The sequence below is a fragment of the Kutzneria sp. NPDC051319 genome (assembly GCF_040682195.1).
Classification (GTDB): Bacteria; Actinomycetota; Actinomycetes; order Mycobacteriales; family Pseudonocardiaceae; genus Kutzneria.
Genome location: NZ_JBFBAM010000045.1, coordinates 48,478 through 75,339, shown reverse-complemented (window position 1 = coordinate 75,339; position 26,862 = coordinate 48,478). Strand labels below are relative to the sequence as shown.

Below are 26,862 nucleotides of genomic sequence, written 5' to 3'. Positions count from 1 at the left end.
CTCAGGCTGCCGGCGGCTCGGCGGTGGTCTGAGGGAACAGCCATGCCCTGGACATGGTCGACTCACCACTATTTTCGGGTCAGTCCCGCTCTCCGTCATACCGAAACACGGAAACGGGCAGAACCGAGACTGGAGGCTCAGTTCTGCCCGAAACCGTATTTCGGTGTGACGGAGAGCGGGACTCGCGGGGGTTAGGGGGTGACCTCCAGGTAGTCGAGGTTGGGGGTGCCGCCGGTGTTGGTGGAGGTGAGGCGGAGGGTGTTGGGGCCGGCGGCGAGGGGGACGGTGACGGTGGCGTCGGTCCAGGCCTCCCACGAAGCGGTGGGGGCGAAGGCCAAGGTGCCGGCGGCGGTGCCGTTGACGGTGAGCGCCGCGGGGCGGTCGGTGGTGGTTCCGTTGGCGTAGCGGAACTTCACGGTGCCGGGGCCTTGCACCCCGGACCACTCGACGTACGAGCCGGTGGCGTTGGTCGTGTTGCAGAAGCCGGTGCCGGAGAAGCCGGCGTGGTCGGAGTCGACGGTGCCCTGGCAGGTGCCGGTCTCCGCCTCGTACCGAGTGCCCGGCGGTGGCGGTGTGGCGGAGCCGGCGTAGGCGGAGCCGAGCCAGGAGTCGTCGATCCGCAGCAGCTTGTAGTGGGTGGAGTCGCTGGACGCGGCCCAGGTGCTGTCCACCTCAAGCCGTACGTAACGGGTGTCGCGAGCCGGCAGGTCGATGAACTGCACGCCGCGGTGGCTGGGCAGGGTGCCGCTGGTGACGGGGCTGCCCCAGTCGGTGCCGTTGGCCGACACGTAGACCTTGTAGTCACGGATGCGGGCCGACTGCTCGGTGCTGGACCGTGCGTAGCTGACCGAGTCCTCGCGCTGGTTGAGTCCGAGGTACTGGACGTGCTTGGCGGAGCCGAGGTCGTAGGTGAGCGACACCGGCAGGGTCTTCTTGTTGTCCCAGTAAGTCAGGTAGCTGCCGTCGGCCGCGGCGGAGGCGGGGTGCCCGCTGGCCGAGGCGGACGCGCTCATGGTGTACGACCCGGCGGGGTAGATGCCGGTGCGGCCATGGGTTTCCACCTGGAACACGGTGTCGTACTTGTCCCAGCCGGACAGCCCGGTCAACGTCAGGCTGCCGTTGGCCTGGCTGAAGCCGACCGCCGCCCCGGTGCGGAAGTTGGTCACCTTGGTGACCTGGTACCCGTTGTCCCGCAGGCGAAGCGTGCTACCGGACGGTTTGGTCAGCACGTGGATGAACTGCTGGTCCGGGTTGGTCTTGCTGATCGTGGTGACGCCGTGGGAGCCGTCGTTCCAGAACCCGGGCTGCAGGCCGCCGTTGAGGTAGCCGCCGCCCTCGGTGCCGTTGACGGAGCCCCAGATCTGGTCCAGGTAGCCCTTCAGGAAGTTGTTGTAGTCGACCTGATGACTCGGGAACTTCCCGTTGACCATGGCGGTCTCGTCCATCAGCGACTTGATCGATGAGCCCGCGTTGGCGATGTAGCGCCCGACGTTGAGACCCGCGTCCACAGTGGAATCCGTGCCGGTGTACCACCAGGCGCCGGTGTCGGGCAGCTTGTAGTCGGCCTCGACCAGCCGCGGCGCCGCGGTCCACACCGCCTGCGGGTAGTCGTAGGCCGGGCTCATGCCGGTCTTCTGCTCGTTGCTGACCATGTCCATGATCGGCGTGTCTTCGTTGTTGTTGCTCAGCGTGTAGTTCGGCCGCTTGGCCCGGATCTGCTCGTACAGGTTGTGGCTGAGCCAGTAGTCGTTGTCGTTGTCGATCCAGAACCCGCCCAGGTCCGGGTACTTGTCCATGACCTCGAGGAAGTTGTCGTAGCTGAACTCGCCGAACCCGTCGCGCGTGGTGAGGTTGACGGTGTGCCCGGCGTAGGTCGAGAACCCCTTGGAGTCCAGCCAGCTCTTGCCGGACGGCAGGCCGTCGGCGTTCCACTGTGGATCGTCGGTCATGTACAGGATGGTCCGCATGCCGGCCTTCTTGGTGGCGGCGATCAGCTCACCGAGGAAGTCGCGGCTGGTGTGGCAGCTGCCCGGGATCTTCGACGGCCACGGTCGCGCGTAGCCCAGCCGGCTGTGGAACGTCGCCAGCACGATGTACTGGGCGTGCAGCTTCTTGGCCTCGTTCACCCAGTAGTCGGCCGTCCAGCCGCCCTCGGTGACATCGGATTCCCAGGCGCCGCAGTCGGTGTGCGCGGGGGCGGTGCGCTCGCCCCAGTGCAGGAACAGGCCCGCCTGGGAGGCACGCAGGAAGTCCTGCCGCGGGTCCTGGAGTTCGCCGTGGGCCACCGACGGCGTGGCCGCCAGCCCGGCCGCGACCACCAGCGCGGCCCCGTAGGCGAGCAGTCGCTTGCCCCAACCTGTACGCATGGCTTCCTTCTCGTCGCAGGGACGCGGCGATCGGGTGATCGCCGCCGTCGATAACGGAGTCGACTGCGCTATCGACGGCCACCTGCGGCGGGAGGATGGCCTACACATCGGATGTATGACGAGATGAAACGGCATACAACCGGGGGCAGGCTATGAAAGACCCGACGTTCATGTCAATCGCCCGAGCGCGGGGAACCCGGCATCACCGGGCTGAGCCGGGCGAAACCCTCCTGGCGCTGATAGGCGAAGTGCGGGTACGGGGCGGTGCGCTCGCCGGCCTTGTCCAGGCGGGCGACCTGCTCGTCGGTCAGCCGCCAGCCGACGGCCCCGAGGTTCTGTCGCAGCTGCCGCTCGTCGCGGGCGCCGATGATCACCGACGCGACGGTCGGCCGGGTGAGCAGCCAGTTGAGGGCGATCTGCGGGACCGCCCGCCCGGTTTCGGCGGCGACCTCGTCCAGCACGTTCACCACGGCGTGCAGCAGCTCGTCGTCGACCGGCGGCCCGAAGTCGGCGGTGGTGTGCAGGCGGCTCTGCTCGGGCAGCGGCTGCCCGCGGCGCACCCGGCCGGTGAGCCGACCCCAGCCGAGCGGGCTCCACACCAGCGCGCCGACGCCCTGATCCCGTCCCAGCGGCATGAGCTCCCACTCGTAGTCGCGCCCGACGAGCGAGTAGTAGACCTGGTGGGCGACATAGCGCGGATGGTGGTGCTGGTCGGCCAGGGCCAACGACTTCATCAGCTGCCAGCCGGCGAAGTTGGACACGCCGAGGTAGCGGACCTTGCCGGCGCGCACCAGATCGTGCAGCGCGTCGAGCACCTCTTCGATCGGTGTGCCGGCGTCGAAGGCGTGCAGCTGGAACAGGTCGATGTAGTCGGTGTCCAGCCGCCGCAGCGCTGACTCGACGGCGCGGATCAGCCGCGAGCGGGACGAGCCGGCGTCGTTCGGCCCGTCGCCGGTGGGGAGACTGGCCTTGGTGGACAACAACACCGCGTCCCGCCGACCCCGCACGGCCGCGCCGAGCACCTCCTCGGAGGCGCCGTCGGAGTACACGTCGGCGGTGTCGAACATCGTGACGCCGGCCTCCAGGCAGATGTCCACCAGCCGCCGGGCGGTCCGGGCGTCGGCGTCGCCCCACGCCCCGAACAGCGGTCCTCGCCCGCCGAACGTGCCGGCCCCGAAACTCAGCGCCGGCACGTGCAGTCCCGACGCGCCGAGCCTGCGGTACTCCATGAAACCCACCCCTAACGGTACGGTGATCCCGTTAGCAACGTAGCACGTTAAAGGAACGGGAGTACCGTTATGGCGGCCAGTCGGCCCGGCGGCCGGACCGCGAGGGTGCGCGCCGACGTGCTCCGCGCGGCCGGGGATCTGCTGGCGGAGCAGGGATTTGCCCAGCTGGACCTGGGCGAGGTGGCGCGGCGGGCCGAGGTGGGGCGGACCACCGTGTACCGCCGTTGGGGCACGGCCATCGCCCTCGTCACGGACCTGCTGATCGACATGGCGGAGCAGTCCCTGCCCCGGTCGCGAACCGGCCACCTAGACCAGGACCTGCGGGCCAACGCGCGGCTGGTGCAGCGCACGCTGGCCGATCCACGTCAGGGCCCGCTGTTCAAGGCGATCATCGCGGGCGCGACCTGGGACGAAGGGGCGGCGACGGCGCTGCGGACCTTCTACCGGACGCGCGTGGCGGAATGGTCGCCGTGTGTGGCGGAGTCGGTCGAGCGGGGCGAGCTGCCGGCGGGGACCGACCCGGCCGCGGTGATCCGCGCGGTGTCGGCGCCGCTGTACTACGACCTGCTGATCACCGGCCGGGTGCCGGACGAGCCGGCGGCCGACCGGGCCGCGAACGCGGCGGTGCTGGCCGCGAGGGCCGGGGCGTTCGTTGACCTTGGCGGGACAATGGAGTCGAACACGTCCGACGTCGAAGGGCCGGCATGACTATCCGACACGTCGCCGCACTGGCTGCGGCCCTGCTGGTGACCACCGCATGTTCGGGCAACACCAGTAGCGGGCCGGCGCCGACGGCGGCGGCCTCGACGGGCCTGGTGGCGGTGGCGCTGACGGTGCCGCCGGGCATGGGCGCGGCGCCGTTCGACGTTGACCGGCAGGTTGTCATCCCGAGCGGCTGGAAGATGTCGGTGTTCGCCCGGGTCCCGTCGGCCCGCCTGGCGGTGTGGGCGCCGGACAAGACGCTGCTGGTGTCCGTGCCGGAGAACGGCACAGTCGTGCGACTCGTGCCGGACGGAACGGGCAAGGCGACCGAGTCGGTGCTGCTGAAGGGGATGAACCAGCCGCACGGCCTGACGTTCGCCGGCTCGACGCTGTTCGTGGCGCAGAGCGACCGGGTGGACAAGTTCGCTTACGCGGACGGCAAAGCGACGGATCCCCGGCCGGTCGTGACCGGTCTGCCGGACGCGCGGAGCCCCGAGCTGGGCGGCCAGTACGCGCATGCGCTGAAGAGCGTGGCGGTGGGGCAGGACGGCTCGGTGTACGTGTCGGTCGGCTCCACCGGCAACGTCACCCCGGCGGACCTCAAGGCCAACCCGCCGCGGGCCTCGATCCTGCGCGTGCCGCCGGGCGGCGGTCCGGCGAAGCCGTTCGCGGTGGGTGTCCGCAACGGCACGGGCCTGGCCATCGCCCCCGATGGCGCGGTGTGGACGGCCGTGAACAACCGCGACAACATCCAGTACCCGTTCGACCGTCCCTACGGCGACGTCTCGGGCTCGTCCAAGGGGCAGGTGATCCCCGACTACGTGCGTGATCACCCCGTCGAGCCGCTGGCCAAGCTGACCAGCGGCCGCAACCTCGGCTGGCCGTACTGCAACCCGGACGCCGACACCGATCCCGGCGTCAAGGGCAGCACCCAGGACCTGTCGAACGTCGGCTTCGACACTGACGTCGAGACCAATGCCGACGGCCACCAGCTCGACTGCGCGAAGCTGCCCAAGGTCGAGCAGTCCCTCGGCGCCCACTCCGCGCCCCTGGGCCTGTCCTTCGTCGACGGCGGCCTGCCCGGCGACTACGCCCACGGCGCACTCGTCGGCGTGCACGGGTCGTGGAACGCGCAGCCGCCCCGCGCGCCCGAGGTGTCGTTCTTCCCGTGGGCCAACGGCGATCTGGGCAGGCAGCAGACCCTGGTCGGCGGCTTCCAGGCCGCCGACGGGTCCCGCTGGGGCCGACCCGTCGGCGCGGTCATCGGCCCCGACCACGCCGTCTACATCACCGACGACCAGGCCGGCGCCGTGTACCGACTGGTGGCGCCGGGCAACTGATCACTTCTTGCGCAGGCGCTTGAGCGCGTCCTTCGCCCGCTGCTGGTTCCTGGGGTCCTGCGCCGCCCGCTTGACCTGCTCGGTCAGCTTGCGGCCCTGCGGGCTGCGCAGGAACGCCGTCAGCCGCTGCCAGATGGACGCCATCCTCAGCTCCTCTCCTCAGCCGTTCGCCCCCTTTGTCCCCATTATCGCCCCCGCCGAAACACCCGTAGGCTGGGGCCGTGATCGCGGCCGATGTGTCGACGGCGCTGGCTGCCGTCGCCGACCCGGACAGCATCGAGGACAAGCGGCGCTTCTTCCGCACCGGGCCCGGGCAGTACGGCGAGGGCGACCGGTTCCTCGGCGTCTCCGTGCCCGACCAGCGCCGTGTCGCCCGGCGCTTCAAGTCCTTGGCCCTCAACGAGATCCGCACGCTGCTGGTCACCGGCGCGCACGAGGAGCGGTTGACGGCGCTGCTCATCCTCGTGCTGAGGTTCGCCAAGGCCGACGAGGCCGTCCGATCCCAGATCGTGGACCTCTACCTGGCCAACACCGCCTCGGTGAACAACTGGGACCTCGTCGACTCCTCGGCCTTCCAGCTGCTGGGGGAGTGGCTGGTGGACCGGGACCGTGCGGTGCTTGACCGGCTGGCCGGCTCGCAATCCTTGTGGGAGCGGCGAATCGCCATCATCGCCACGTTCGCCTTCATTCGCCGCGGCGACCACGAGTGGACCCTGCGCATCGCCACCACGCTGGTCGGCGACCGCCACGACCTGATCCACAAGGCCGTCGGCTGGATGCTGCGCGAGGTCGGCAACCGGGATCGCGAGGCCGAGGTGCGGTGGTTGATCCAGCGCCAGCGGACCATGCCGCGCACCATGCTCCGCTACGCCATCGAGAAATTCCCGGCGGACGAGCGCCGCGCGTTCCTCGCCGGCACAGGCGCGGGCCCCGGCGGGTGATGCCCGCCGGGGCCCGTTGTCGCGTAAGGGAACTACGACGCGGTGATGGTGTCCCGCACCGCGACGAACGCCTCGTACTCCGCCTTCTGGTCGACGGGCAGCTGGTAGGCGGCGGCCATCAGCTTCGGCACGGACGGCAGCACGGAGAGCTTGAACGTCTGCCCGTCGGTCGTCTTGATGACCGTGCGGCCCTGTAGGTCGCGGCGCTTCACGGAGGCGCGGTTGGCGTCGGTGACGGTCAGCGGCGCGCCCGCGCTGATGACGCCCATGTTCTCGTCGAGCGGCACGATGACCAGCTCGGTTCGCCCCGGCTTGAAGCCGACGGCGAAGTTGCTGACGGTGGTCGTGCGGAACACGATGTAGTTCTTCTGCTTCATCTCCGAGGCGTACACCTTGGTGTAGCTCGCCCCGTCGGCGACCACCGACTCGAAGGCCGCGTGGATGGCGGCCTTCAGTTCTTCCTTGCTCGGCACTGCAACTCCATTCCCTGGCTGCGGCCGGACCACCGCGGTGAACGGTGTTCTCGGCCCCGCTATGAAACTCAGTGCGCCCACTCCCGCTCAAGGCGTTTCAGGGCAACGACTCCAGGCGAAAGTCGTCGCGGCGGCCGGGGCGATGTGGGTAATTCGACCGTCGCGGAAAACGCTTACCACAGCCGGTGAGCGCCCCTGTCCCGACGGTGACCGCCATACGCGATGGCCTCTCGTCGAGTGTCGACAGTGGGGCGCGCGACCGGATCGACCCGCGGCGGTGCTGGTCATCGCCTTGGCGTTGCTGCCCAAGGGAACCCTGCTGCGCTGTCCAGGCAACGAGTGGCCCAGGGCGTGTTCGGCGAGGTCCTCGGCAGCACCGCCGCTTCCTCGCCGCCGTGCGCGTCCAAGCTGAGTCGGGGCCGCTGCGCCGGGTCGACGCCGACCACGTCGACAGGGCGAACTGCCGGCACGATCGGGTGGGATTGGGCCGTTCGGGGAGCTCGATTTGTGAGCAGGCGACGGAATGCCCCTAAATTGACGCCTATGACGCCACAGCGCCCCCTCGGCTCGGGCTTCGGCTGCGCCTCCACCGCCGCCGACGTGATCAAGGGCATCGACCTGACCGGCCGGACCGCCATCGTGACCGGCGGTTATTCCGGCATCGGCACGGAAACCGCGCGGGCCCTGCGCGCGGCGGGCGCGGAAGTGATTGTTCCTACACGCAATCACGCCAAGGCGGCGGAGGCGTTGGCCGGCATCGACGGGATCCAGATCGAGACCATGGACCTGCTCGACCCGGCCTCCGTCGACGCGTTCGCCCAGGCCTTTTTGGCCTCCGGCCGTCCGTTGCACATCCTGGTCAACAGCGCCGGCATCATGGCCAACCCGCTGACCCGCGACGCCCGTGGCTACGAGTCGCAGTTCGCCACCAACCACCTCGGCCACTTCCAGCTGGCCACCACGCTGTGGCCGGCGCTGCGACGGGCCGGCGGCGCCCGTGTGGTGTCGGTTTCCTCGTGGGGCCACCGGTTCTCCGACATCCACTTCGACGACCCGAACTTCGAGCGCCGCGAGTATCAGCCGTTCTCGGCCTACGGCCAGTCCAAGACCGCCAACATCCTGTTCGCCGTGCACGCCGACGCCCGCGGCCGTGAGGACGGCATCCGGGCGTTCTCGCTGCACCCCGGCGGCATCAAGAACACCGGACTGGACAAGCATGTCTCCGACGACATGCTGCGGGCCGGCGGCATCATCGACGACAGCGGCGAGGCCGTCATCCGCCCCGAGCACGGCATGAAGACCTGCGAGCAGGGGGCGGCAACCAGCGTGTGGTGCGCGGTCAGCCCGCAGCTCGACGGGCTCGGCGGCGTCTACTGCGAGGACGTGGAGATCGCCGAGCTCGCGCCGGCCGACCAGGCCGACAGCATCGGCCTGTCCGACGCCCACACCAAGCGGGGCGTCATGCCGTTCGCCGTCGACCCCGAGTCGGCCGAGCGCCTGTGGAAACTGAGCGAGACCCTGGTGTGAGCCGGTGGGGGAGTCCGGCCCCCACCCAGTCCTCGATGCCCTCACGGTACGAGGCCCGCCGCAGCCCTCTGTTCACCGATCCCGGGGCCCGGGAGCTGTCAGAGTCCCGATAGCGCGTACTGCCACTCGGTCGGCCGCTCGTGGCCTTCTAGCTCACCCCGGCCGCTGGCCCACAGCAGCGTCGTCCACCGGTCCGTTTCCCTTGGCGCGTCCGGAAAGAACCGGTCCAGCACCTTGCCCGCCAGCTCCGCCGGCGGCTCCCACGTCAGGCCCAGTCCCTTGGCCACGTCGTCCATGTGCAGCAACGTCTCCGCGACGGTCATGGCCGCAAACCCTTCCGGGTCAAGCACTCCCGCGTCGTAGGCCCGCGCGTCCGGGGATGCGTTCCGCAGCATGGCCACCATCAGGCCCCCGCACGCGTCCACCACTCGCACCAGACCTTCGGGTCCCGCCTTCCGATCCGCGAAGATCACCAGCCCCGGTCCGCCCGGCCGATGCCGCGCCCATGCGAACGGCACCATCTTCTCCGTCGATGGCGTCCCGGGCGCCAGCTGCGCCCCGTGGAAGAAGAAGTTGTCGGCGATGTGTTCCGTGGTCTCCCAGCAGGTCCACTCCAGCGGACCCGCCTTGGCCTCCCAGTTCACATCCAGCACCCCGCCCAATGTCGCGACGGTGAGGCGAACGGTCTGCTGTAGATCGGCTGCGGTGACAGACATCGGCGGAGGCTAACTCGGTTCGGGCATCCGAGGCGAACGGTTTGTCTGTGGGTTGTGTTTTCCAACCGACTCTGCGAGGGTGGTGTGAGTTGCATCAGGAGACCCAGGAGGTCGGGCGTGGCGAACTTGCCGGCGCGGTTGGTGGAGCACCCGAACGTGAAGGCGGTGCGCGAGCGGCCTGGGGGAGGGCCGGCGCGCGTGATCGACGCGGAGTGGCTCCGGAAGCTGTGCCTGGACGCCGGCGTGGACGATGTGGGCTTCGTGCCCATCGACCACGAGGACCTGGCCAGCGAAGTCGAGCATGCCGTGCATGCGCTGCCGGGGACGAAGAGCTTCATCAGCCTGGTGGCGAGGATGAACCGGGACAACGTGCGCTCACCGGCGCGGAGCGTGGCCAACCAGGAGTTCCACCGCACGGGCGAACTGCTGAACGAGGCGGCGCACGGCATCGTGCGGGCGCTGGAGGACGCCGGGTACCGGGCGATCAACCCGTCGGCGACGTTCCCGATGGAGATGGGCAAGTACCTCGGCCGGATCTGGGTGATCGCCCACAAGCCGATCGCCGTGGCCGCCGGCCTGGGGGCGATGGGCATCCACCGCAACGTGATCCACCCCAGGTACGGCAACTTCGTGCTGCTGGGCACCATCCTGGTGGACGCCGAGATCAGCGAGCACGGGCAGAAGCTGGACTACAACCCCTGCCTGGAGTGCAAGCTGTGCGTCGCCGCCTGCCCGGTCGGCGCCATCAGCAAGGACGGCGTGCTGGACTGGCGGGCCTGCTCCACCCACAACTACCGGGAGTTCATGGGCGGCTTCACCGAATGGGTGGAGACCATCGCCGACAGCAAGGACGGCGACGAGTTCCGGGACCGGGTCTCGGACTCCGAGAACGCCTCCATGTGGCAGAGCCTGTCCTTCAAGCCCAACTACAAGGCCGCCTACTGCCTCGCCGTCTGCCCGGCCGGCGAGGACGTCCTCGAACCCTACCTCGACGACCGCAAGGCCTTCATGAACCTGGTGCTGAAACCGTTGCAGGACAAGGTCGAGCCCATCTACGTCCTGCCCGGCTCCGAGGCCAAGGCGCACGTGGAGAAGCGGTTCCCGCACAAGCGGACGATCGAGGTCACCGGCGGCCAGCGGCGCCGGAAGGCCGACTAGGTCAGGCGATGCCGGCGTCGATGAGCTGACGCCAGATGTCGGCCTGGTCGGCGACCTCCACCTCCAGCTTCTCGGCCTTGGTCAGCTTGCTGGCGCCGACGTCGGCGCCGGTGATGAGCAGGTCGGTGTTGGCGGAGACGGAGGAGGCGATGGTGGCGCCGGCCTTCTCGCACAGGCGCTGGAAGGCGGGGCGGGGGACCTTCTCGCCGGAGCGGGGGTCGGCGATGGAGCCGGTGACGACGACGGTCTTGCCGGCCAGGGGAGCGCCGGCCGCGACCACGGGCGGCAGGTCCTCGGTGCGCACGTCGAGGGTGACGCCGAGGGAACGCAGGCGGTCGATCTCGGGGCGCAGGCGCGTGAGGTGGGCGGACAGGGAAGCGGCGACCCGGGGACCGATGTCGTCGACGGCGGTGAGTTCCTCCTCGGCGGCGTCGGCGACGGCCTCAAGGGAGGGGAAGCCGGCGCGGCAGAGGCGGGAGGCGGTGCCCTCGGAGGCCATGGGATCGCCAGGCCGATGAGGGCGCGGCGGAGGCCGACGCCGCGGCTGGCGGCGATGGACTCGATCATGCGGGCGGCGGAGACCTCGCCGATGCGGTCGAACTCCAGCAACCGTTCCTTGGTGAGGGTGTAGAAGTCGGACGGGTTCTCCAGGTCGCCGGACTCGGCCAGGCGCTCGATCCACACCGGACCGACGGCCTCGATGTCGGCGGCGGCGCGGGACGCCCAGTGGATGAGCCGGCGGGTGGTCTGCGCGGGGCAGGAGGCGTTGGTGCAGAACAGTTCCCGGCTGTTGCCCTGCTCGGTCAGCGGCTCGTCGCACGAGGGGCAGCGGGTCGGGGGAATGATCTCCCGCTCGTCGCCGGTGCGCTTGGACTCGTCCAACACGCCGGCGACGAAGGGGATCACGTCGCCGGCCCGGCGGACCAGGACGGTGTCGCCGATGCGGATGCCCCGGGCCTTGATGACCTCCTGGTTGGCCAGGGTGGCGCGGGTGACGGTGGTGCCGCCGACGAACACGGGCTCCAGGTGGGCGACGGGGGCGATCTTGCCGGTCTTGCCGACGTCCCACACGACATCGGCCAGCACGGTGGTCTTCTCCTCGGCCGCGAACTTGTAGGCCAGGGCCCCGCGCGGGGAGTTGGACCGGGTGCCGGCGGCGCCGTATGCGTCGCGGTTGGCCAGCCGCAGCACGGCGCCGTCGAGGTCGTAGTCACGGGTGTTGCGGCTCTGCTCGATCCCGGCGATCACGGCCTGCGCCTGCTCGGCATCGGCGCACAACCGCATGTCGGCGGCGGCGAGCCCGAGGGCCGACAACGCCTGTTCGAGGTCGGCCGAAGCGGCGTCGGCGGACGTGTAGAGGTCGAAGGCGAACAGCTGTAGCCGCCGCTCGGCCACGGTCGCCGGGTCCTTGGCCCGGAGCGTGCCGGCAGCCGCCCCACGGGGGTTGATCAGCGGCTTGTCCGGGTGCGCGGCGTTGTAGGCGGCGAAGGTGGAGCGCAGCATCACGGCCTCGCCCCGCACCTCGACCCGCCCCGGCGCGTCGATACGCTCGGGCACGCCGTCGACCAGGGCGCGAACCAGGAACGTCACGTCGTCGCCGGTGGTGCCGTCGCCGCGGGTGACCGCCCGCACCAGCCGGCCGTCCTCGTAGATCACGGCCAGCGACAGGCCGTCCAGCTTGGGCATGACGGCCATCGGCTGGCCGGGGAAGCGGTCGAAGAACGCCGCCACCTGCTCGGGGCGGGTGGCCTTCTCCAGGGACAGCATCGGCCGCGAGTGCCGGACCGGGGCGTGCAGCACCGACGGGCCGCCGACCTGCTCCAGCGGGTTCGGGTCGGGCGCCAGCTCCGGGTTGGCCGCGATCAGGCCCCGCAGCTCGTCCTCGATGGCGTCGTACTCGGCGTCGGCCACCTGCGGCGAGCCGCTGTAGTAGGCGTCGCGCAGCGCCACGACCTGGTCGGCGAGTTCCTGGATGCGTTCCCCGGGGTTCACGGCGCAGACGCTACCGCCAACCCCCGACAAAACGCCGCGCCCGGGCGAACACGGACGGGTCGATGGCCGCATGTCGCGTATTCGACACGATCGCGGCATCAAATGTCGCAAGCTCAGCGCTCAAGGCCGCCAAATGTGACACACGCTGCATCCGAGGCCTTAGACCAGTGTCACCAAGTGGAACGGTCGGCGTGGGGCATGACCACCCGCCAGACGGTGATCGGCGTGCAGGGCCTGGAACACGCCATCACCTACGACGAAGCCGTTGCCCTGCACACGACTCAGGCGACCCGGCTGGTCGGCGAGGACCACCTGCGCGGCATGATCACCGCGGGCCGCCTCGCCGACCTGACCGTGTGGGACCGCAATCCCGCCGACTGCGCGAACCTAGCCGACCTCAACCCCGTCCACACGATTGTCGGCGGCCGGTTTGCGGGCCAGGAACCGCAGGGTGCCGTCGTCGATCCGGCCGTGGCGCAGCCGCACCACGTCGTTGGCGTAGCTCATGCCCAGTTGCCACGGCCGCCGCGACCCGGCCCGCGGGAACTCGTGCATGGAGCGCTGCACGTAGCCGGCGGCGAAGTCCATCAACGGCCGCTCGGTCACCTTCGGTCCGTCCTGGACCGGCATGCACTGGCTGAAGCCATGGGAGTCCATGTGCCGCAACAGCCTCACCGTATACTCCGAGACCAGGTCGGCCTTCAACGTCCAGGATGCGTTGGTGTAGCCGATGGTGAACACGAAGTTCGGCAGGCCGCTGAGCATCATTCCCTTGTACGCCAAGGTCTCCGGCAGCTTGATCTCGTGGCCGTCCACGGTCAGCCGGATGCCGCCGAAGGCCAGCAGCCGCAGCCCGGTCGCCGTCACGACGATGTCCGCCGGCAGTTCGGCGCCGGACTTCAGGCGGATGCCGTCGGTGGAGAAGCCGGCGATCTCGTCGGTCACCACGGAGGCGTCGCCGCGCCGGATCGCCTGGAACAGGTCACCGTCGGGCACCAGGCACAGCCGCTGGTCCCACGGGTCGTAGCGGGGCTTGAAGTGGGTGTCCACGTCATACCCGGCCGGCAGCATCTTCACCGTGTTGTCGCGGATGAACGACCGGATCATGCCCGGCCGGCGACGGCTCAGCTTGTAGATCAGCGTGCTCATGGCGACGTTCTTCCACCGCGTCACCTTGTAGCCCAGGCTGTCGCCCAGCAGCCGGCGCAGCTGGTTGGCCAGCTTGTCCTCGCCGGGCCGGGCGAGGATGTACGTGGGGGAGCGCTGCAGCATCGTCACGTGCGACGCCTTGTCGGTCATCGCCGGCACCAGCGTCACCGCCGTGGCCCCGCTGCCGATCACCACGACCTTCTTGTCGGCGTAGTCCAGGTCCTCGGGCCACGCCTGCGGGTGGATCACCGGCCCGCCGAACCGCTCGATCTCCGGGAAGTCCGGCGTGTAGCCACCGTCGTAGTGGTAGTAGCCGGTGCACAGGTACAGGAACCGGGCGGTCATCCGCACGGTCTCGTCGCCGTGCGAAACCTCGACCGTCCACAGTGAATCCGCAGTGGACCACGACGCCGAGATCACGCGATGTCCGTACTGGATATGGCGGTCGATGCCGGCCGAGGAGGCCGTGTCCCGGATGTAGTCCAGAATGGACGGACCGTCGGCGATGGCCTTGGCCTGTGTCCACGGCCGGAACCGGTAGCCCAGCGTCTGCATGTCCGAGTCGGACCGCACGCCCGGGTAGCGGAACAGGTCCCAGGTGCCGCCGCTGGCCTCCCGCGCCTCCAGGATCGCGTAGGTGCGCCAGGGGAAGGCGGCATGGATGTGGTGGGCCGCGCCGATGCCGGACAGGCCGGCCCCGACTATCAGCACATCGACGTGGTCTGACACGCGGGGCTCCTCAGCGGCGACGGTCGGCGACGCGGCCGATCAGGTCGAAGTAGTGGGTGGGGGCGATGCGCATCATCGCGTCGAACACGTAGGCGTCCGGGCCGACCAGAACACGGGCCTTGCCGGCCTCCACGCCTCGGTGGATGATCTGCGCCGCCTTGTCCGGCGTGGTCATGGCGATCCGCTCGAAGGAGGCCGCCATCTCGTCCATGGACCGCTCGCCGCCCTCGGGGTCCTGCCGCATCCGTCCATTGCGGACGATGTTCGTCTTGATGCCGCCCGGGTGGATGTTGACCGCGCTCACACCGGTCCCGCGCAGCTCCTGCCTGAGCGAATCGGTGAAGCCCCGCACCGCGAACTTGGCCGCGCAGTAGGCGCTCTGGTACGGCATGCCGGCCAGCCCGAACACGCTGGAGGTGTTCACGATGACACCCGAGTCCTGCGCCACGAGGATCGGCAGGAACGCCCGGGTGCCGTTGACCACGCCGTGGAAGTTGATGTTGTGCAGCCAGGCGTCGTCCTCGGGATCGGCGTCGAGCACCGTGGACGACAGGGCGACGCCCGCGTTGTTGAACACCCCGGCCAGTGGCGCCGGCAGCCAGTCCCGCACCTCGTCGGCGAACTTCCGCTGGTCGGCGGCGTCGCTGACGTCCAGCACGCGCACGAGCACCTTGCCGCGCAGCGAGGCGGCGGTCTGCTTGAGCCCCGTCTCGTCCACGTCGGCGACGGCCACCGGCGAGCCCAGCCGGTTCAGCCTCAGCGCCAGGCTGCGGCCGATGCCCGAGGCGGCGCCGGTGATCATCACTGGCCGGCCGGTGAGCCTAGGAAGCTGTCGGGGCATCGGCACTCCTTGTCGCGTGCTGGTCGAGCAGGGTCCGCTTGCGCACGATCGCGAGGCCACCCTTGGCCGGCGCGGTCGCGATGCCCCGAGAATGCCAGGGCTCGTCCGGCAGTGTCGTCGGGGCCAGGTCCCACTCGCGCAGCAGGGTCCGCAGCACCACGCTCATCTCCATGGTCGCGAACGCCGCCCCGATGCAGCGTCTCGTGCCGCCGCCGAAGGGGATCCACTGGTACAGATCGGGTTTCGTGCCGACGAACCGGTACGGGTCGAACCGCTGGGGGTCCGGGAACAGCGCCGGGTCCTGGTGGATCAGCCCGATGCTGACCAGCACCGTCATGCCCGCCGGCAGCGTCCACCGGCCGAGCCGGGCCTGGTCGGTGCGGATCCGGCGGCCGACCATGTCGATCACCGGCCGGGTCCGCTGGATCTCCAGGATCGAGGCCTCCAGCAGCGTCTTGCCGTCGGTGCGGGCCTCTTCCGTCAGGTCGCGCAGCACGTCCGGGTGGCGGCGCAGGCGCTCGACCGCCCAGGCCAGCGTCGTGGCCGTGGTCTCGTGGCCCGCGCTGAGCAGGGTCAGCAACTGGTCGGCGATGTCGCGGTGGCTCATGGCCGTGCCGTCGTCGTAGCGGGACTGGAGCAGCAGCGCCAGGATGTCTTCGCGGTTGTCGAGGTCGCCGTCCCGTTCCGCCTTGGCGATCAGCCGCTCGATGATCGCGTCGTACTCCTCGCGCATGAGGCGGAAGCGGCCCCAGGGGCTCCAGCGGCCCCAGTCCACTCGGGGCACCGGCAGCACCGCCAGCAGGGAGCCGAGCTTGCCGAGTCGGGGCAGCAGATCACGCAGCTGTTCGAACTCCGCGCCCTCGGCCCCGAACACCGTGCGCAGGATGATGTTGATGGTGATCCGCATCATCGACGGCAGGGTCTCGAACTGCCGGTTGTGCGGCCAGGTGGCGAATTCGCGGAGCGTCTCCTGCTCCATGATCTGCTCGTACGCCGCGAGGCGGCGGCCGTGGAACGGGGGGACGAGCAGCTTGCGCTGTTTGCGGTGTTCGTCGCCCGCCAGCGCGAACAGCGAGCCCGGGCCCAGCACCCGGCCCAGGTTCGGCTCCAGGTTGTCGGCGATGTCCGCGCCCGCCTGGAACAGCTGTTTGATCTCGCCCGCGTCGCTGATCACCAGCGCCCGGCCGAACAGCGGGGAGTTGATGGTGAACGCGTCGCCGTACCGCTCTCGCGCCCGGCTGAATCCGCGCCCCGGCTTCGTCAGCGCGGCCACCGCCTGCATCAGCCTTGGGGTGGACGGTCCCGGTGGCAGCGTCGTCATCCTGCGCCTCCCTCGTGGTACATCAACGTACCACGGCGATGGTACGCTCACGTACCAGCACCGTTCAAGGGGGAGGTATACCGTGACGATGGTGACGCGCACGCACACCGCCACCTCGGTGGACTTCCGGCGGCGCCTGCTCGACGCCATGACCGCGGCCATCGACGAGATCGGCTACCGCGACACCACCGTCGCCGATGTCGTGCGTCTGGCCCGTACTTCTCGGCGCACTTTCTACGAGCATTTCGCCAGCAAGGAGAGCTGTTACGTCGCTTTGGTCAGCGAGGCCAACGACGTGATGATCGCCCGCATCACCGCCGCCGTCGATCCCGCCCGGCCGTGGTCGACCCAGGTCCGCCAGGCCGTCGAGGAGTGGCTCGCCTGCTCCGACGCCGAGCGCGCCCTCACCCACAGCTGGATCCGTGACATTCCCGCCCTCGGCACCCTCGGCCGCCAGTTGCAGCGGGACCTGATGGAGAAGTTCATCGACATGGTCCAGTCCCTCACCGATCGCGAGAGCCTCCGCGCCCGGGGCATCCACCGCGTCGACCGCCAGATGGCCATCCTCCTGCTCGGCGGCCTCCGTGAGCTCATCGCCAGCAACGTCGAGGACGGCGGCCAGGCCACCGACATCACCGAGACCGCCGTCCGCGCCTCCATCGCCCTCCTGGGCCCGTAGCTGTTGGCGCGGGGCTGCTCCCGCTAGCTTGTTTGCTCCAGCCCGTCGGAGAACACCGGCCGCTGGTCCACCATCGTCACCGTCCACCGACTGTGGTGGATCAATCGGTGGTGCGCCCCGCACAACAGCACCATATTGTCCAGGCTGGTCGGTCCTCCGTTAGCCCACTCGACCACATGATGGGCGTGGCACTGCGCCGGCTCCGTCTGGCATCCCGGGAACGCACACGTGCCGTCCCGCTCGATCAGCGCCTTGCGGATCCCCTTCGGAGCCGTCCGCTGCTGCCGACCCACATCCAGGATCTCTTTGCCGGCACCGAGCACCAGCCGCATCACCGTGCTGTCACAGGCGATCCGCCGGGCCTCCGCCGCGCTCATCAGACCGCCGCCTTCGACCTTCGCCACACCCGTGTTGTCCATGAAATCCTGGAACGACATCGACAACGTCAGATGGGGGCGTTCGCCGCCCTGCTCCGGCAGGCCTTCGCTGCGGGAGGCCAGTTCGATGATCTCCGCGAACGCATCCCCCTGCCGCTCCGCTGTCGTGCGGGGGTCCTTGCCCGAGGTCGGCTTGGCCAGCGCACTGAGCATCGCCGCGATCTTCGCCCCGTACTCCTGATCGAGCATTCCCCAGAACACCATGCTGCCGTCTATCTTGCGTTCGAAGCGGAACTCCCGCTTCGGCGCCCGCAACCCCCGGTCGTCCGGGGCTTTGCCGTCCTGGTCGAGGTGGAACAGGATCCGCTGGGCGATGTTCTTGAACTCGCCCTCGTCGAACTGGACGTTCTCCAACAACGACGCCTCGACCCGCTCCCGCTCGACCGCCGGCGCTATCCGCAGCGTCTCGTGGATGATCTTCAGATGCTCACGGCCCAACACCCCGGCGCGGCCTGCTTCGCGGACCGCTTGGCTGTGGAACAACTCCGCGTACCGAAGCCGCTCACGGGCTTCCCTGACCGTGAGCCGCCAGCGGATCACCATTGTCGACACGATCGAGGTCCGGTCCTCTTTCGACCGGCACGACCGGTCCCATACCTCCCACACCCGCTCCAGCTGCTGGATGTAGAGCGCCCGACACCGGCTCTCGGCTTCTTCCCCGGCTTGCCACAGCTCCAGTTCGCCGTGCTGCCACCCTTCGGTGTCGGCAGGGAATTCAGGATTCGCTGACATACCCCCATTCTACTACCCTTTTGTGATCGACTTCCGTTACACACCAACCTATACACGATCGTGGCGGCCTTCACTCCCTTCGCTGGAAAGCGCTTTCCAGTCCTCCCGCACAACGCTTCCCTCGCGGAGATTAATCCTCCACCCTCCGACCCGTCCCAAGCCTTCTGTAAACACGCGCACCCGCTCAACCTTTGTCGCGCAACGCAACCGGTCCACCCACCTGCCTCGCGTCCCCTCACTCCAGAACCGCATGCCGAAGAGAGTGATTGTGTTTTGTAGGCAAAGGCCGGCAACTGCGCGGTGCGGACACCCGAAGCACCACCACCCACCCACCCACCCACGAGCCACAACCCCTACGGCACGATCAACACCTTCCCCTTACGCCCCACCGCCTCCGCCTCAACCACCGCAGCAACAACCTCCTCCAACCCGAATCGCTCCCCAGGCGAGTTCTCCAGCACCCCCGCCCGGATCAACGTAGACATCTCCTCGATCAGCCCGGCCATGGTGAGCCCGAGCTGACTCAGCCGCGGCAGCCAGTACCCGAGCCAGAAGACCTCCAGCGTCCGGCGGCCGGACAATGTCAGCCGGGGGTCGGCGCCGACGCTGATGCCTTGTCCGGTCAGCGACCCGTAGAGGAGCATGCGGCCGTTCTCGGACAGGGAGCGGAAGACCTCGGTGCCGGTGGGGCCGGCGACGGGATCGAGGGCGTGGTCGACGCCGGCCTCGCCGACGATCTTGCGGACCTGTTCGTCGATGGGGCCGTCGGTGGAGACGATGACCTCGTCGGCGCCGAGGTTCTTCAACTCGCCTACGGCTTCGGGGCGGCGGACGACGTTGAGGGTGCGGATGCCGTCGTGCCGGGCGAGACGGATGATCATGCGGCCGAGTTCGGAGCCGGCGGCGGTCTGGAGGAGCCAGGAGCCAGCGGGCACGGCGAGGACGTGGCGGACCATGAGGATCGCGGTGGCGGGGTTGATCATGAAGCCGGCGGCCTGCTCGTCGGGGATGTCGTCGGGCACGGGCCAGACCAACAGCGTGGGCACGACGGCGTACTGGGCCCAGTTGCCGCCGTCGGGGTTGTGTGCGAACACCCGCTGCCCGACCGTCAGCCCCTCGACGCCGGGGCCGAGCTTGTCGACGATCGACACGCTCTCGAAGCCGGCACCCGAAGGGAAGTGCTCCTCCACGCCCGAATAGTGCCCGCGGACGTAGAGCAGGTCGGAAGGGTTGACGGGGCTGAGCCGGATCCGCAGCCGCACCTGGCCCGGCCCCGGCTCCGGGACAGGAAGGTCGGTGACGCCGAGGACGTCCCGAGGCTCTCCGTAACGGTCGAAACTGACGGCCTTCATTTCCCCAGCTCCTCAATGAAATCGGTCAAAATCCCAGCCATGGCAGCGGGTTGCTCGACGTGCGGCCAATGACCGGCCCCGGCCACCCGGGCCGTGCGGACGTCGGTGAATCGCGGCGCGACGGTGTCGACGGAGGTGAAAGTGTCCTCGCTGCCGATCAACAGCACCGGAACGTCCACCTTGGACGGTTCATCCCCAAGTGGATGCCCGGTCGTCCACGCTTCCAGCTCCTGAAGAGCCATTTCCGGCGGCGTGGCCAGTGTCGCCGTGACCAGGGCCTCAAGAGCCCCGGCGGAGTTGACCAACAACGCCCGTCGGCCCTCGGCGGCAACCTCAGCGTCACGACTACGAGCACCCTGTTCGAACACCGCCGCCTGCTCGGGCGACAAAGGGTAGCCCGCCAACGGAATTGCAGTCAGCAACGCTATGCCGAGCACAGCCTCCGGCCGCGCGACCGCCACCAGCTCGGCGATCTGAGCCCCCATGCTGTGCCCCACAACGACTGTAGGACCGTCGATCACCGCCAACACCTGGTCGCGATAGCCCGCCAAGATCGCTCCCCGCCCGGCCGCGACGTCGACGTGCCGCAGGTTCACGGCGCGCGCGGCCAACGGAAGGCGGATGTTGTTCCACAGCGAGGCGTTGTCCATGAAGCCGTGCACGAACACGACGGTGGTCATCGCTGTGCCCACGACTCGGCGAGGGTCTCCGCGGTGGTGAAGAGGTACTGGATGCCGGCGATCCGCCAACCCTCGATCGTGCGGATCGCCTCGAAGTGCACGGCCATGCGCTCGATCTCGGACTCGTCGGCGCGCCGACGGGACCAGATCACCTCGATGGCCGCCCCGTTGTCGTGATAGACGTGCACGGAACGGTCGAGGACCTCGGTGTGGGTGTAGCCGTCGGCCCGGAGACGGGCCTGCATCCCACCGAGGAACTCGACCACCGCCGGCCCGTCCAGCGCCCACCCGGCGGCCGCGTCGGGATTGGCGACGAAAAGCGGATGACCCCAGTAGTCGAGAATGAACTCGGGTCCCCTGTGGATGGTCCCGTTGCCCACGCCGACCCAGGTCGGCAGGTAGTCGTCGAAGAACCAGGCGGTCACGTCGGACATCGTTTTCCCTTTCACGACAACAGGCCCTGGGCCCCGTACCACACCGGACCCGGGTTGAGCCGGTCCGGATACAGCGCGATCATCCGGTCGAAGTACTCCTGCGGCGTGGGCTTGTCGTCCAACAGCCGCTGCGCGTCGATCAGGTACTGTCGCGTCTGCCCGACGATGGCCGGATCGTCAGGCAGGGCGGGGTTCTTGTGCCCGGCGACGACCGCGCGCGGGTGCAGCGCCTCGATCTTGTCCAGCGCGTCCAGCCACGACCGGAAGCCGTCGCCCTGCGCCTCCAGGATGTACTGGTGCACACCGTTGTAGGCGACGTCGCCGGCCACGACGAGGCCGATCGACGGCACGTGCAGCACGGTGGTGTCGTCGGTGTCGGTGTGGCCGGTCTCGATGGCCTCGAACCGCTGGCCCTCGATCTCGAAGCCCCCGGCCGGAATCGGTTGGTACACCACGGGACTGTCCGGGATCAGGCCGGGAAAGTCGACGTCCCACAGCTTTTGCCGGCCGATGGTGGCCTGCTTGTGCATCACCGCGATGGTCTTCTCGGTCGCGTACGCCACGGCGTCCGGGAAGCGTGACAGCAGCCGGGCGGTGCCGAACCAGTGGTCGCCGTGGCCGTGCGTGGCATAGACGTAGGCCAGCCGCCGGCCGGACTTCTCGACCCAGTCGGCCACGCGATCGATCTGCTCGTACGTAAAGGGCGGGTCGACCAGCACCGCCTCCCGCTCGCCGAGCACCAACACCGTGGAGACGGGGGAGGAGATGATCGGGCTGCCGTCCGGCAGGGTCGACTCCCGCTGCCGGCGCACGCCTTCGTGCACAAGAACTTCGTACTCCATGATCAGTCCTTTCCGGACAGGTGTGTCAGGAACCAGTCGCGGGCGGCGGCGCTGGTCCTGTCGAACTGGCTCAGGTACGCCTCGAAGTGACCGCCGGGCACGGTGAGCAGCCGCTTGGGCTCCAGCGCCCGCTCGTAGGCGGCGAGGCCGGTGTCGGTGAGGGTGATGGTGTCGCCGAGGGCCACGATCATCAGCAGCGGCGTGGGGGAGACGCGGGAGACCCACAGCCCGGGCTCGTACATGCGGGCCGCCCGCCCGGACCGCACGGTGACGGTGTTCTCGAAGGCCACGCCCTCGGGCACGAACTGGCGGTAGAAGGCCACCGCGTCCGGCGTGCTGTATGCCGCCGGCTGCGCCGGGTCGTCGCTGACGATCTGCTGCGTGGCCGGGGGCTCGCCGGCGAACCGGCGCCGCTCGTCCTCGGTGAAGGCGGCCTCCAGCGCGGCCACCCGATCGGGCGCCACCCGCCGTAGGCCCTGTTCGTAGCCGCTGATCGTCGGCACCTGCGAGACGACCGCCTTGAGCCGACGGTCCGTGGCGCCGAGCACCAGGGCGTGGCCGCCGGCGTAGCTCGTGCCCCACAGGCCGATGCGGTCGGCCTCGACCTCGGGGCGGCTCTCCAGGTAGGAGATGGCGTAGCGCCAGTCGGCGATCTGCCGCCACGGATCGACATCCTGGCGCGGCTCGCCGCCGCTGGCCCCGAAGCCGCGGTGGTCGTGCACCAGCACGACGAAGCCGGCCTCGGCGAAGACCTGGGCGAACCGGTCGAGGCCGTGCTCCTTGATGCCGGCGTAGCCGTGCGCCATGGTGATCGCCGGCCGCGGACCGGGTCGGTCCGGCACGAACAACCACCCGCCAAGCGTCACATTTCCCTCGGTCGGGAACTCGACCTCAAGCTGATTCACCATGACCCGATCGTGCGTGGCGCCGAGGCGGGCCGGGTAACCCTGTGGAGAGTGGTAGTGGCAGGGCGACGTTAGGCTTCTGCCATGGCCAATCACCTCGGCGACTACCTCCGGGCCCGGCGCGGGCAGGTCACGCCGGAGGAGGTCGGGCTGGTTCCGGGCCCGCGGCGGCGGGTGGCCGGCCTGCGCCGCGACGAGCTGGCCATGCTCGCCGGCATCAGCAGCGAGTACCTGCAACGGCTGGAGCAGGGCCGGGACCGCCACCCGTCCGTCGAGGTCCTCGACGCCATCGCGCGGGCCCTGCGCATGGACGAGAAGGCCGTGGCCTACCTGCACCAGCTCGCCAACCCGATGCCCCGGCGGCCCAGCCCGGAGCAGGTCGCGCCGGCGGTGGCGGGATTCGTGGACCAGCTGCCGACGCCGGCGCTGATCGTGAGCCGGTATCAGGACGTGCTGGCGGCGAACGCGCTGGCCGAGGCGTTGTCACCGGGGTTCTGCGTGGGCCAGAACCTGTCGAGGTGGCGGTTTCTGGAGCCCGCCGCACGGGAGGTGTATCCCGACTGGGACGACGCGACGGCGGTGGCCGTCGGCGGTTTGCGGGAACTGTCCGCCACCGATCCCGACGACCCCGTGCTGCTGGACCTGATCGCCGAGCTCTCCGGCAGCAGCGAGCGGTTCAAACAGCTGTGGGAGCAGGCCGACGTCGGCTACTTCGAGGGCGTCAACCACATGCGGCACCCGGTGGTCGGGGACGTCTATCTCACGCGGATCAAGTTCGACGTGCCGCATTCCGGCGGGCAGCACCTGCTGGCCTTCCACGCCGAACCCGGCAGCCCGTCGGCCGCGGCGGTGGAGCGGCTGCGGACGCTCGGCCGCTGATCGCTGCCCGTTCGGTCGGGAACCGGTGGCATGCCAGGTGATTCAGGACGCCTATGGCCGGTGTCGGTTGCGTCGGTGAAGGATAGTTCACGTATCGCGATCATCTCGTCACGGCGGTGCCATAGTGGCCGCCATGTCTTGGGCGCGATCATCCGTGGTGGCCTGTGCCGTCACGGTTCTGGTGGGAACTGTCGGTGGCCCGATTGCCGCGGCGGCCCAACAACCCGATGTGGCGCAGCTGCATCAGCAGGTGCACTCGGCGACGTTGTTGCAGAATCACGGCTTACGGCCGGTTTGCGGGCAATGCCGGTCGCTGGTGGTCACGGCCTCGCCGGGGAGTCGGACCCCGCTGAGCACGGCGGATCCCGCCGGCTACTCGCCGTCGGAACTGGCCACGGCCTATTCGCTGCCGGCGGATTCCCGGAGCGCCAACACGATCGCCCTCATCGGCGCCGGCATCGACGGCAACCTGGCGGCGGATCTGGCGACCTACCGCCAGACGTTCGGGCTGCCGGCCTGCACCGTGGAGAGCGGTTGCCTGAAGCTGCTGGACTACACCGGCGGCCCGCAGGTGCCGCCGCAGACCGGTGGGCAGGGGGCGGCGGTCGAGGAGGACGTCGCCACCGAGACCGCCCTCGACGTGGACATGGCTTCGGCGGCCTGCCCGTCGTGCCGGCTGATGTACGTGTCGGTGCCGTGGCAGGACGCCATCGACGACAACGACGTCAGCACCGGGGACTTCGCCGCCGCCGTCCACACCGCGATCAAGGCCGGCGCGAACGCGGTCAGCATCAGCTACGGCTACACCGCCGACGTGACCAACACCCAGCAGTTCGCCCTGTCGCACAAGGGAGTTGCCATCACGGCGGCCACCGGCGACGAGGGCTTCAACGGCGGCGTCCACCAGAGCTGGCCGGCCGACCTGCCCGGCGTCGTCGCTGTCGGCGGCACCACGCTGACCGCCCCTGGACAGGAGACGGCCTGGTCGTTGGCCGGCAGCGGCTGCGAGACCGCCTTTCCCAAGGCCAACGGGCAACCCAAAGCCGTCACCGCGGCGTGCAACGGGCATCGCGCCGCCTCGGACATCTCCGCCGACGCCGACGGCGCGACCGGCGTCGCGGTCTACACCACGTACGCGCCGACCGGCGACGCGCCCGGCAACTGGCTGGTCGTCGGCGGCACCAGCGCCTCATCCCCTTATATCGCCGCGCTTTACGCCCGCGCCGGCCACCTGGCCAAGGTCGACGGCCCGAACACGTTGTACGCCGCCAAGTCCTCCGCGTTCCACGACGTGACCAGCGGCAACAACGAGATCTTCCACCAGTGCACCGACTTCCCGGGCTCCGGTTCGTCGGTCTGCAACGCCGGGCCCGGCTGGGACGGCCCCACCGGCCTCGGCACCCCGCGCGGGCTCGACGCCTTCTGAGTTCTGGAGACTGCCTTGAAGAAGCTCGCCCTGGCCGTGGCCGGCCTGCTCGCCCTGCCCGCTTTGACCGCCGCCGCGTCCCCGCCGCCGGTGCAGTGCGGCGTGAACCTCGTGTCCTTCTACTACGGCGGGTTCAGCCAGAACCTCAGCCTCGGCACGTTCGACGTGACGCTGGTGGCCCACGACGGCGTCACCTGCACCCTGCCGGACACCCCGCTGATCACCGTTTCCGGGCCCGACGGGGACCTGCCCGTGCACGTCAACGGCCGCGGCGGCATCCTCACGCTGCGCCCCGACAGCCCGTTGCACGCCACGATCGCCTACAACCGCCCCGACCTGCCGGAGAACGCCGCCAAGGTCAGCGTCCTCCGGCTGGCCATGCCCGACAAGTCGTTGCGGGGCACCTTCTTCGGCACGCCCGGCGTGATCGACATCCAGAAGGACGGCGTCTCGGTCACAGCCTGGCGCACCGCCATCGGCCTGGGGCAGGGGGAGGGGACCAGCTGATCAGCGAGGCTCGCCGAACCAGCGGCCCAGCGCCGGCTCCAGCTCGTCCGGATCACCGGCCCAGCACACGTAGCCGTCGGGACGGACGAGTATCGGCGTGCCGGTGGTGACGCGGTCGACCCGGTCCGACCAGAGATCCGCGATCTTGCCGAACTGGTCGGCCGGGTCGAACAGCACGCCGCGGCCGGAGCGCAGCAGCTCGTGCAGGCCGTCCACATCGGGCGCGGCGTGGCCGGTGTCGGCGCCGGGCATCTCGTAGCGGATGGCCGTGCCAGACAACAGATCCCCGAGCCGACGCTGCACCGCCGGCAGCTGCGCCAGGTCCTGGAACAGGCTGCGGGTGGCCAGGACGTCGGGGTCGCGGGTGCCGAGCCAGTCCATGATCAGGCTCTGCGCCTGCACATTGCGCAGCACCGCCGCCCCGACCGGGTGGCGTTCGTCGTGGTACGTGTCGAGCAGCCGCGCCGGTGCCCACCCGTGCACGGCGGCGCCGAGCTTCCAGCCCAGGTTGACGGCGTCCTGGATGCCGGTGTTCATGCCCTGCGCGCCGAGCGGGAGGTGCACGTGGGCGGCGTCGCCGGCCAGGAACACCCGGCCGTGCCGGTACCGCGCGGCCTGGCGGGCGGCGTTGGTGATGCGCCGGGAGTAGCGGAGTTCCAGCAGCTGCACGCGGTCGCCGAAGACGGTGCGCAGTCCGTCGCGGAGCTCTTCCTCGGTGATGGGAGTGTCCCGGGGCACCGACCGGCCCGGGCCGCCCACGACCAGCCGGGTCAGCGGCCGGCCCTGGGGATCGGTGCCGAGCGGGAACAGCGCCACCCAGGTGCCGTCGTCGCTCCAGGTGTGGGACATCTCCCTGCCGGCGCCGGCCAACCGCACGTCGGCCGCGATCACCGTCTCGGTGCCCGGTCGGCCGAGGAAGTCGGCCCGCAGCAACGAACGCACCTTGCTGTGGCCGCCGTCGGCCGCGACGACGTAGCGGCTGCGAATGGTGGTGCCGTTGGCAAAAGTGGTGGTGACGCTGTCGCCGTCCTGCGCCAGATCCACCAGCTCGTGGTTCCGGCGGGCACGGATGCCGTGCACGGCAAGGTGATCCTCGAAGAACGCCTCGATGTCCACCTGCGGCACGGACCGCCACGGCAGCCGTTCGCCGACGTTGTCCAGCGGGAGCTGGATGCCGGCGAAGTGCCCGGCACTCTTGGGAAAATCTCCCCGGGCCAGCAACGGTTCCATCAGGCCACGCTGGTCGAGTGCCGCCAGCGTGCGGGACTGCACGCCGCCCGCGCGGGACAGATCGCTGCGCTGAGGCAGTTTGTCCACCAGCACCGCCGAAACTCCCGCCACCCGCAGCTCTTCGGCCATCATCAGGCCCGTCGGCCCCGCGCCGACGATCAGCACATCGGTGTTCATGGAATGCCCCCAATTCGGTTCGTTCTCTCGTCGGGGACAACGGTGCCGCCGGTCGGCGCGCCGGGCCAGGAACGGCCCCAATTGCGGTGGGATCCGAC

24 protein-coding genes and 2 pseudogenes are annotated in these 26,862 nt (G+C 69.7%); 10 read left to right on the top strand and 16 right to left on the bottom strand.

Going from position 1 to position 26,862, the window contains the following annotated elements; all coding sequences use genetic code 11:
- Nucleotides 1-191: 191 nt before the first annotated feature.
- Together AB0M73_RS33165 and AB0M73_RS33160 are read right to left on the bottom strand one after the other, a co-directional pair.
- A complete protein-coding gene (locus AB0M73_RS33165; protein ID WP_363899077.1) occupies nt 192-2,366 on the bottom strand; it encodes a discoidin domain-containing protein in 2,175 nt (724 codons plus the stop codon).
- Nucleotides 2,367-2,539: 173 nt separating this feature from the next.
- Nucleotides 2,540-3,595 (bottom strand): aldo/keto reductase, encoded by a 1,056-nt coding sequence (locus AB0M73_RS33160; RefSeq protein WP_363899075.1) that lies wholly within the window; start codon nt 3,593-3,595, stop codon nt 2,540-2,542.
- A gap of 69 nt (nt 3,596-3,664) precedes the next feature.
- Here AB0M73_RS33160 and AB0M73_RS33155 point away from each other — a divergent pair, with 69 nt between their 5' ends.
- Nucleotides 3,665-4,303, top strand: a complete 639-nt coding sequence (locus tag AB0M73_RS33155) for a TetR/AcrR family transcriptional regulator (RefSeq protein ID WP_363899072.1) — start codon at nt 3,665-3,667, stop codon at nt 4,301-4,303.
- Nucleotides 4,300-5,637 carry a gluconolaconase gene (locus AB0M73_RS33150; protein WP_363899069.1) on the top strand — a complete coding sequence of 446 codons (1,338 nt, stop codon included), beginning with the start codon at nt 4,300-4,302 and terminating at the stop codon, nt 5,635-5,637. The genes AB0M73_RS33155 and AB0M73_RS33150 overlap by 4 nt, the downstream gene beginning before the upstream one ends.
- Here the strand turns inward: AB0M73_RS33150 and AB0M73_RS33145 are convergent, their stop codons facing one another.
- Nucleotides 5,638-5,781, bottom strand: a complete 144-nt coding sequence (locus AB0M73_RS33145) for a hypothetical protein (protein ID WP_363899066.1) — start codon at nt 5,779-5,781, stop codon at nt 5,638-5,640.
- A gap of 77 nt (nt 5,782-5,858) precedes the next feature.
- Here AB0M73_RS33145 and AB0M73_RS33140 point away from each other — a divergent pair, with 77 nt between their 5' ends.
- On the top strand, nt 5,859-6,578 hold the full coding sequence (locus AB0M73_RS33140; RefSeq protein ID WP_363899063.1) for a DNA alkylation repair protein: 720 nt from the start codon (nt 5,859-5,861) through the stop codon (nt 6,576-6,578).
- Between the two features lie 32 nt (nt 6,579-6,610).
- On the opposite strand, the gene AB0M73_RS33135 is transcribed toward AB0M73_RS33140, so the two are convergent.
- Nucleotides 6,611-7,051 carry a hypothetical protein gene (locus AB0M73_RS33135; protein WP_363899060.1) on the bottom strand — a complete coding sequence of 147 codons (441 nt, stop codon included), beginning with the start codon at nt 7,049-7,051 and terminating at the stop codon, nt 6,611-6,613.
- Between the two features lie 543 nt (nt 7,052-7,594).
- Between AB0M73_RS33135 and AB0M73_RS33130 the strand changes: the two genes are divergently transcribed.
- On the top strand, nt 7,595-8,578 hold the full coding sequence (locus tag AB0M73_RS33130; protein WP_363899057.1) for an oxidoreductase: 984 nt from the start codon (nt 7,595-7,597) through the stop codon (nt 8,576-8,578).
- A 98-nt stretch (nt 8,579-8,676) separates the two neighbouring features.
- Here AB0M73_RS33130 and AB0M73_RS33125 read toward each other — a convergent pair whose 3' ends face one another.
- Nucleotides 8,677-9,294 carry a hypothetical protein gene (locus AB0M73_RS33125; RefSeq protein WP_363899054.1) on the bottom strand — a complete coding sequence of 206 codons (618 nt, stop codon included), beginning with the start codon at nt 9,292-9,294 and terminating at the stop codon, nt 8,677-8,679.
- A gap of 117 nt (nt 9,295-9,411) precedes the next feature.
- On the opposite strand from AB0M73_RS33125, the gene AB0M73_RS33120 reads away from it, so the two are divergent.
- Nucleotides 9,412-10,452: a 4Fe-4S binding protein gene (locus AB0M73_RS33120; protein WP_363899051.1), complete on the top strand. Its 1,041-nt coding sequence runs from the start codon at nt 9,412-9,414 to the stop codon at nt 10,450-10,452.
- Between the two features lies 1 nt (nt 10,453).
- Here AB0M73_RS33120 and ligA read toward each other — a convergent pair.
- A pseudogene (ligA, locus tag AB0M73_RS33115) lies at nt 10,454-12,444 on the bottom strand (NAD-dependent DNA ligase LigA).
- A gap of 102 nt (nt 12,445-12,546) precedes the next feature.
- Here ligA and AB0M73_RS33110 point away from each other — a divergent pair.
- Nucleotides 12,547-12,816 (top strand): annotated as a pseudogene (locus AB0M73_RS33110) (amidohydrolase family protein); the annotation flags it as partial.
- A 15-nt stretch (nt 12,817-12,831) separates the two neighbouring features.
- On the opposite strand, the gene AB0M73_RS33105 reads toward AB0M73_RS33110, so the two are convergent.
- Genes AB0M73_RS33105 through AB0M73_RS33095 form a run of 3 tightly spaced genes read right to left on the bottom strand, consistent with a single transcriptional unit; the run spans nt 12,832 to nt 16,484 of the window.
- Nucleotides 12,832-14,322 carry an NAD(P)/FAD-dependent oxidoreductase gene (locus tag AB0M73_RS33105; RefSeq protein WP_363899048.1) on the bottom strand — a complete coding sequence of 497 codons (1,491 nt, stop codon included), beginning with the start codon at nt 14,320-14,322 and terminating at the stop codon, nt 12,832-12,834.
- 10 nt (nt 14,323-14,332) lie between these two features.
- On the bottom strand, nt 14,333-15,163 hold the full coding sequence (locus tag AB0M73_RS33100) for an SDR family NAD(P)-dependent oxidoreductase (protein ID WP_363899045.1): 831 nt from the start codon (nt 15,161-15,163) through the stop codon (nt 14,333-14,335).
- Nucleotides 15,144-16,484: a cytochrome P450 gene (locus AB0M73_RS33095; RefSeq protein ID WP_363899042.1), complete on the bottom strand. Its 1,341-nt coding sequence runs from the start codon at nt 16,482-16,484 to the stop codon at nt 15,144-15,146. The genes AB0M73_RS33100 and AB0M73_RS33095 overlap by 20 nt, the downstream gene beginning before the upstream one ends.
- Before the next feature lie 88 nt (nt 16,485-16,572).
- On the opposite strand from AB0M73_RS33095, the gene AB0M73_RS33090 reads away from it, so the two are divergent.
- Nucleotides 16,573-17,163, top strand: coding sequence for a TetR/AcrR family transcriptional regulator (locus AB0M73_RS33090; RefSeq protein ID WP_363899080.1), 591 nt, complete (start codon nt 16,573-16,575; stop codon nt 17,161-17,163).
- Between the two features lie 23 nt (nt 17,164-17,186).
- Here the strand turns inward: AB0M73_RS33090 and AB0M73_RS33085 are convergent, their stop codons facing one another.
- From AB0M73_RS33085 to AB0M73_RS33060, 6 genes are all read right to left on the bottom strand, one after another.
- Complete coding sequence (locus AB0M73_RS33085) at nt 17,187-18,332, bottom strand: DUF222 domain-containing protein (RefSeq protein ID WP_363899039.1); 1,146 nt, start codon at nt 18,330-18,332, stop codon at nt 17,187-17,189.
- A gap of 353 nt (nt 18,333-18,685) precedes the next feature.
- The gene (locus AB0M73_RS33080) at nt 18,686-19,684 is read right to left on the bottom strand and encodes a zinc-dependent alcohol dehydrogenase family protein (RefSeq protein ID WP_363899036.1); all 999 of its coding nucleotides are present in this window, start codon (nt 19,682-19,684) and stop codon (nt 18,686-18,688) included.
- Nucleotides 19,681-20,364 (bottom strand): alpha/beta hydrolase, encoded by a 684-nt coding sequence (locus AB0M73_RS33075; protein ID WP_363899033.1) that lies wholly within the window; start codon nt 20,362-20,364, stop codon nt 19,681-19,683. The genes AB0M73_RS33080 and AB0M73_RS33075 overlap by 4 nt, the downstream gene beginning before the upstream one ends.
- Nucleotides 20,361-20,798 (bottom strand): hypothetical protein, encoded by a 438-nt coding sequence (locus tag AB0M73_RS33070; protein ID WP_363899030.1) that lies wholly within the window; start codon nt 20,796-20,798, stop codon nt 20,361-20,363. The genes AB0M73_RS33075 and AB0M73_RS33070 overlap by 4 nt, the downstream gene beginning before the upstream one ends.
- A gap of 11 nt (nt 20,799-20,809) precedes the next feature.
- A complete protein-coding gene (locus AB0M73_RS33065; protein ID WP_363899027.1) occupies nt 20,810-21,640 on the bottom strand; it encodes an MBL fold metallo-hydrolase in 831 nt (276 codons plus the stop codon).
- Between the two features lie 2 nt (nt 21,641-21,642).
- The gene (locus tag AB0M73_RS33060; protein ID WP_363899024.1) at nt 21,643-22,548 is read right to left on the bottom strand and encodes an alpha/beta fold hydrolase; all 906 of its coding nucleotides are present in this window, start codon (nt 22,546-22,548) and stop codon (nt 21,643-21,645) included.
- A gap of 81 nt (nt 22,549-22,629) precedes the next feature.
- On the opposite strand from AB0M73_RS33060, the gene AB0M73_RS33055 reads away from it, so the two are divergent.
- The 3 genes from AB0M73_RS33055 (at nt 22,630) to AB0M73_RS33045 (ending at nt 25,357) form a co-directional block, all read left to right on the top strand.
- Nucleotides 22,630-23,424, top strand: a complete 795-nt coding sequence (locus AB0M73_RS33055) for a helix-turn-helix transcriptional regulator (RefSeq protein WP_363899021.1) — start codon at nt 22,630-22,632, stop codon at nt 23,422-23,424.
- Between the two features lie 133 nt (nt 23,425-23,557).
- Nucleotides 23,558-24,850: a hypothetical protein gene (locus AB0M73_RS33050; RefSeq protein WP_363899018.1), complete on the top strand. Its 1,293-nt coding sequence runs from the start codon at nt 23,558-23,560 to the stop codon at nt 24,848-24,850.
- A 15-nt stretch (nt 24,851-24,865) separates the two neighbouring features.
- Nucleotides 24,866-25,357, top strand: coding sequence for a hypothetical protein (locus AB0M73_RS33045; protein WP_363899015.1), 492 nt, complete (start codon nt 24,866-24,868; stop codon nt 25,355-25,357).
- On the opposite strand, the gene AB0M73_RS33040 is transcribed toward AB0M73_RS33045, so the two are convergent.
- Nucleotides 25,358-26,764 (bottom strand): FAD-dependent monooxygenase, encoded by a 1,407-nt coding sequence (locus tag AB0M73_RS33040; protein WP_363899012.1) that lies wholly within the window; start codon nt 26,762-26,764, stop codon nt 25,358-25,360.
- Nucleotides 26,765-26,862 lie beyond the last annotated feature (98 nt).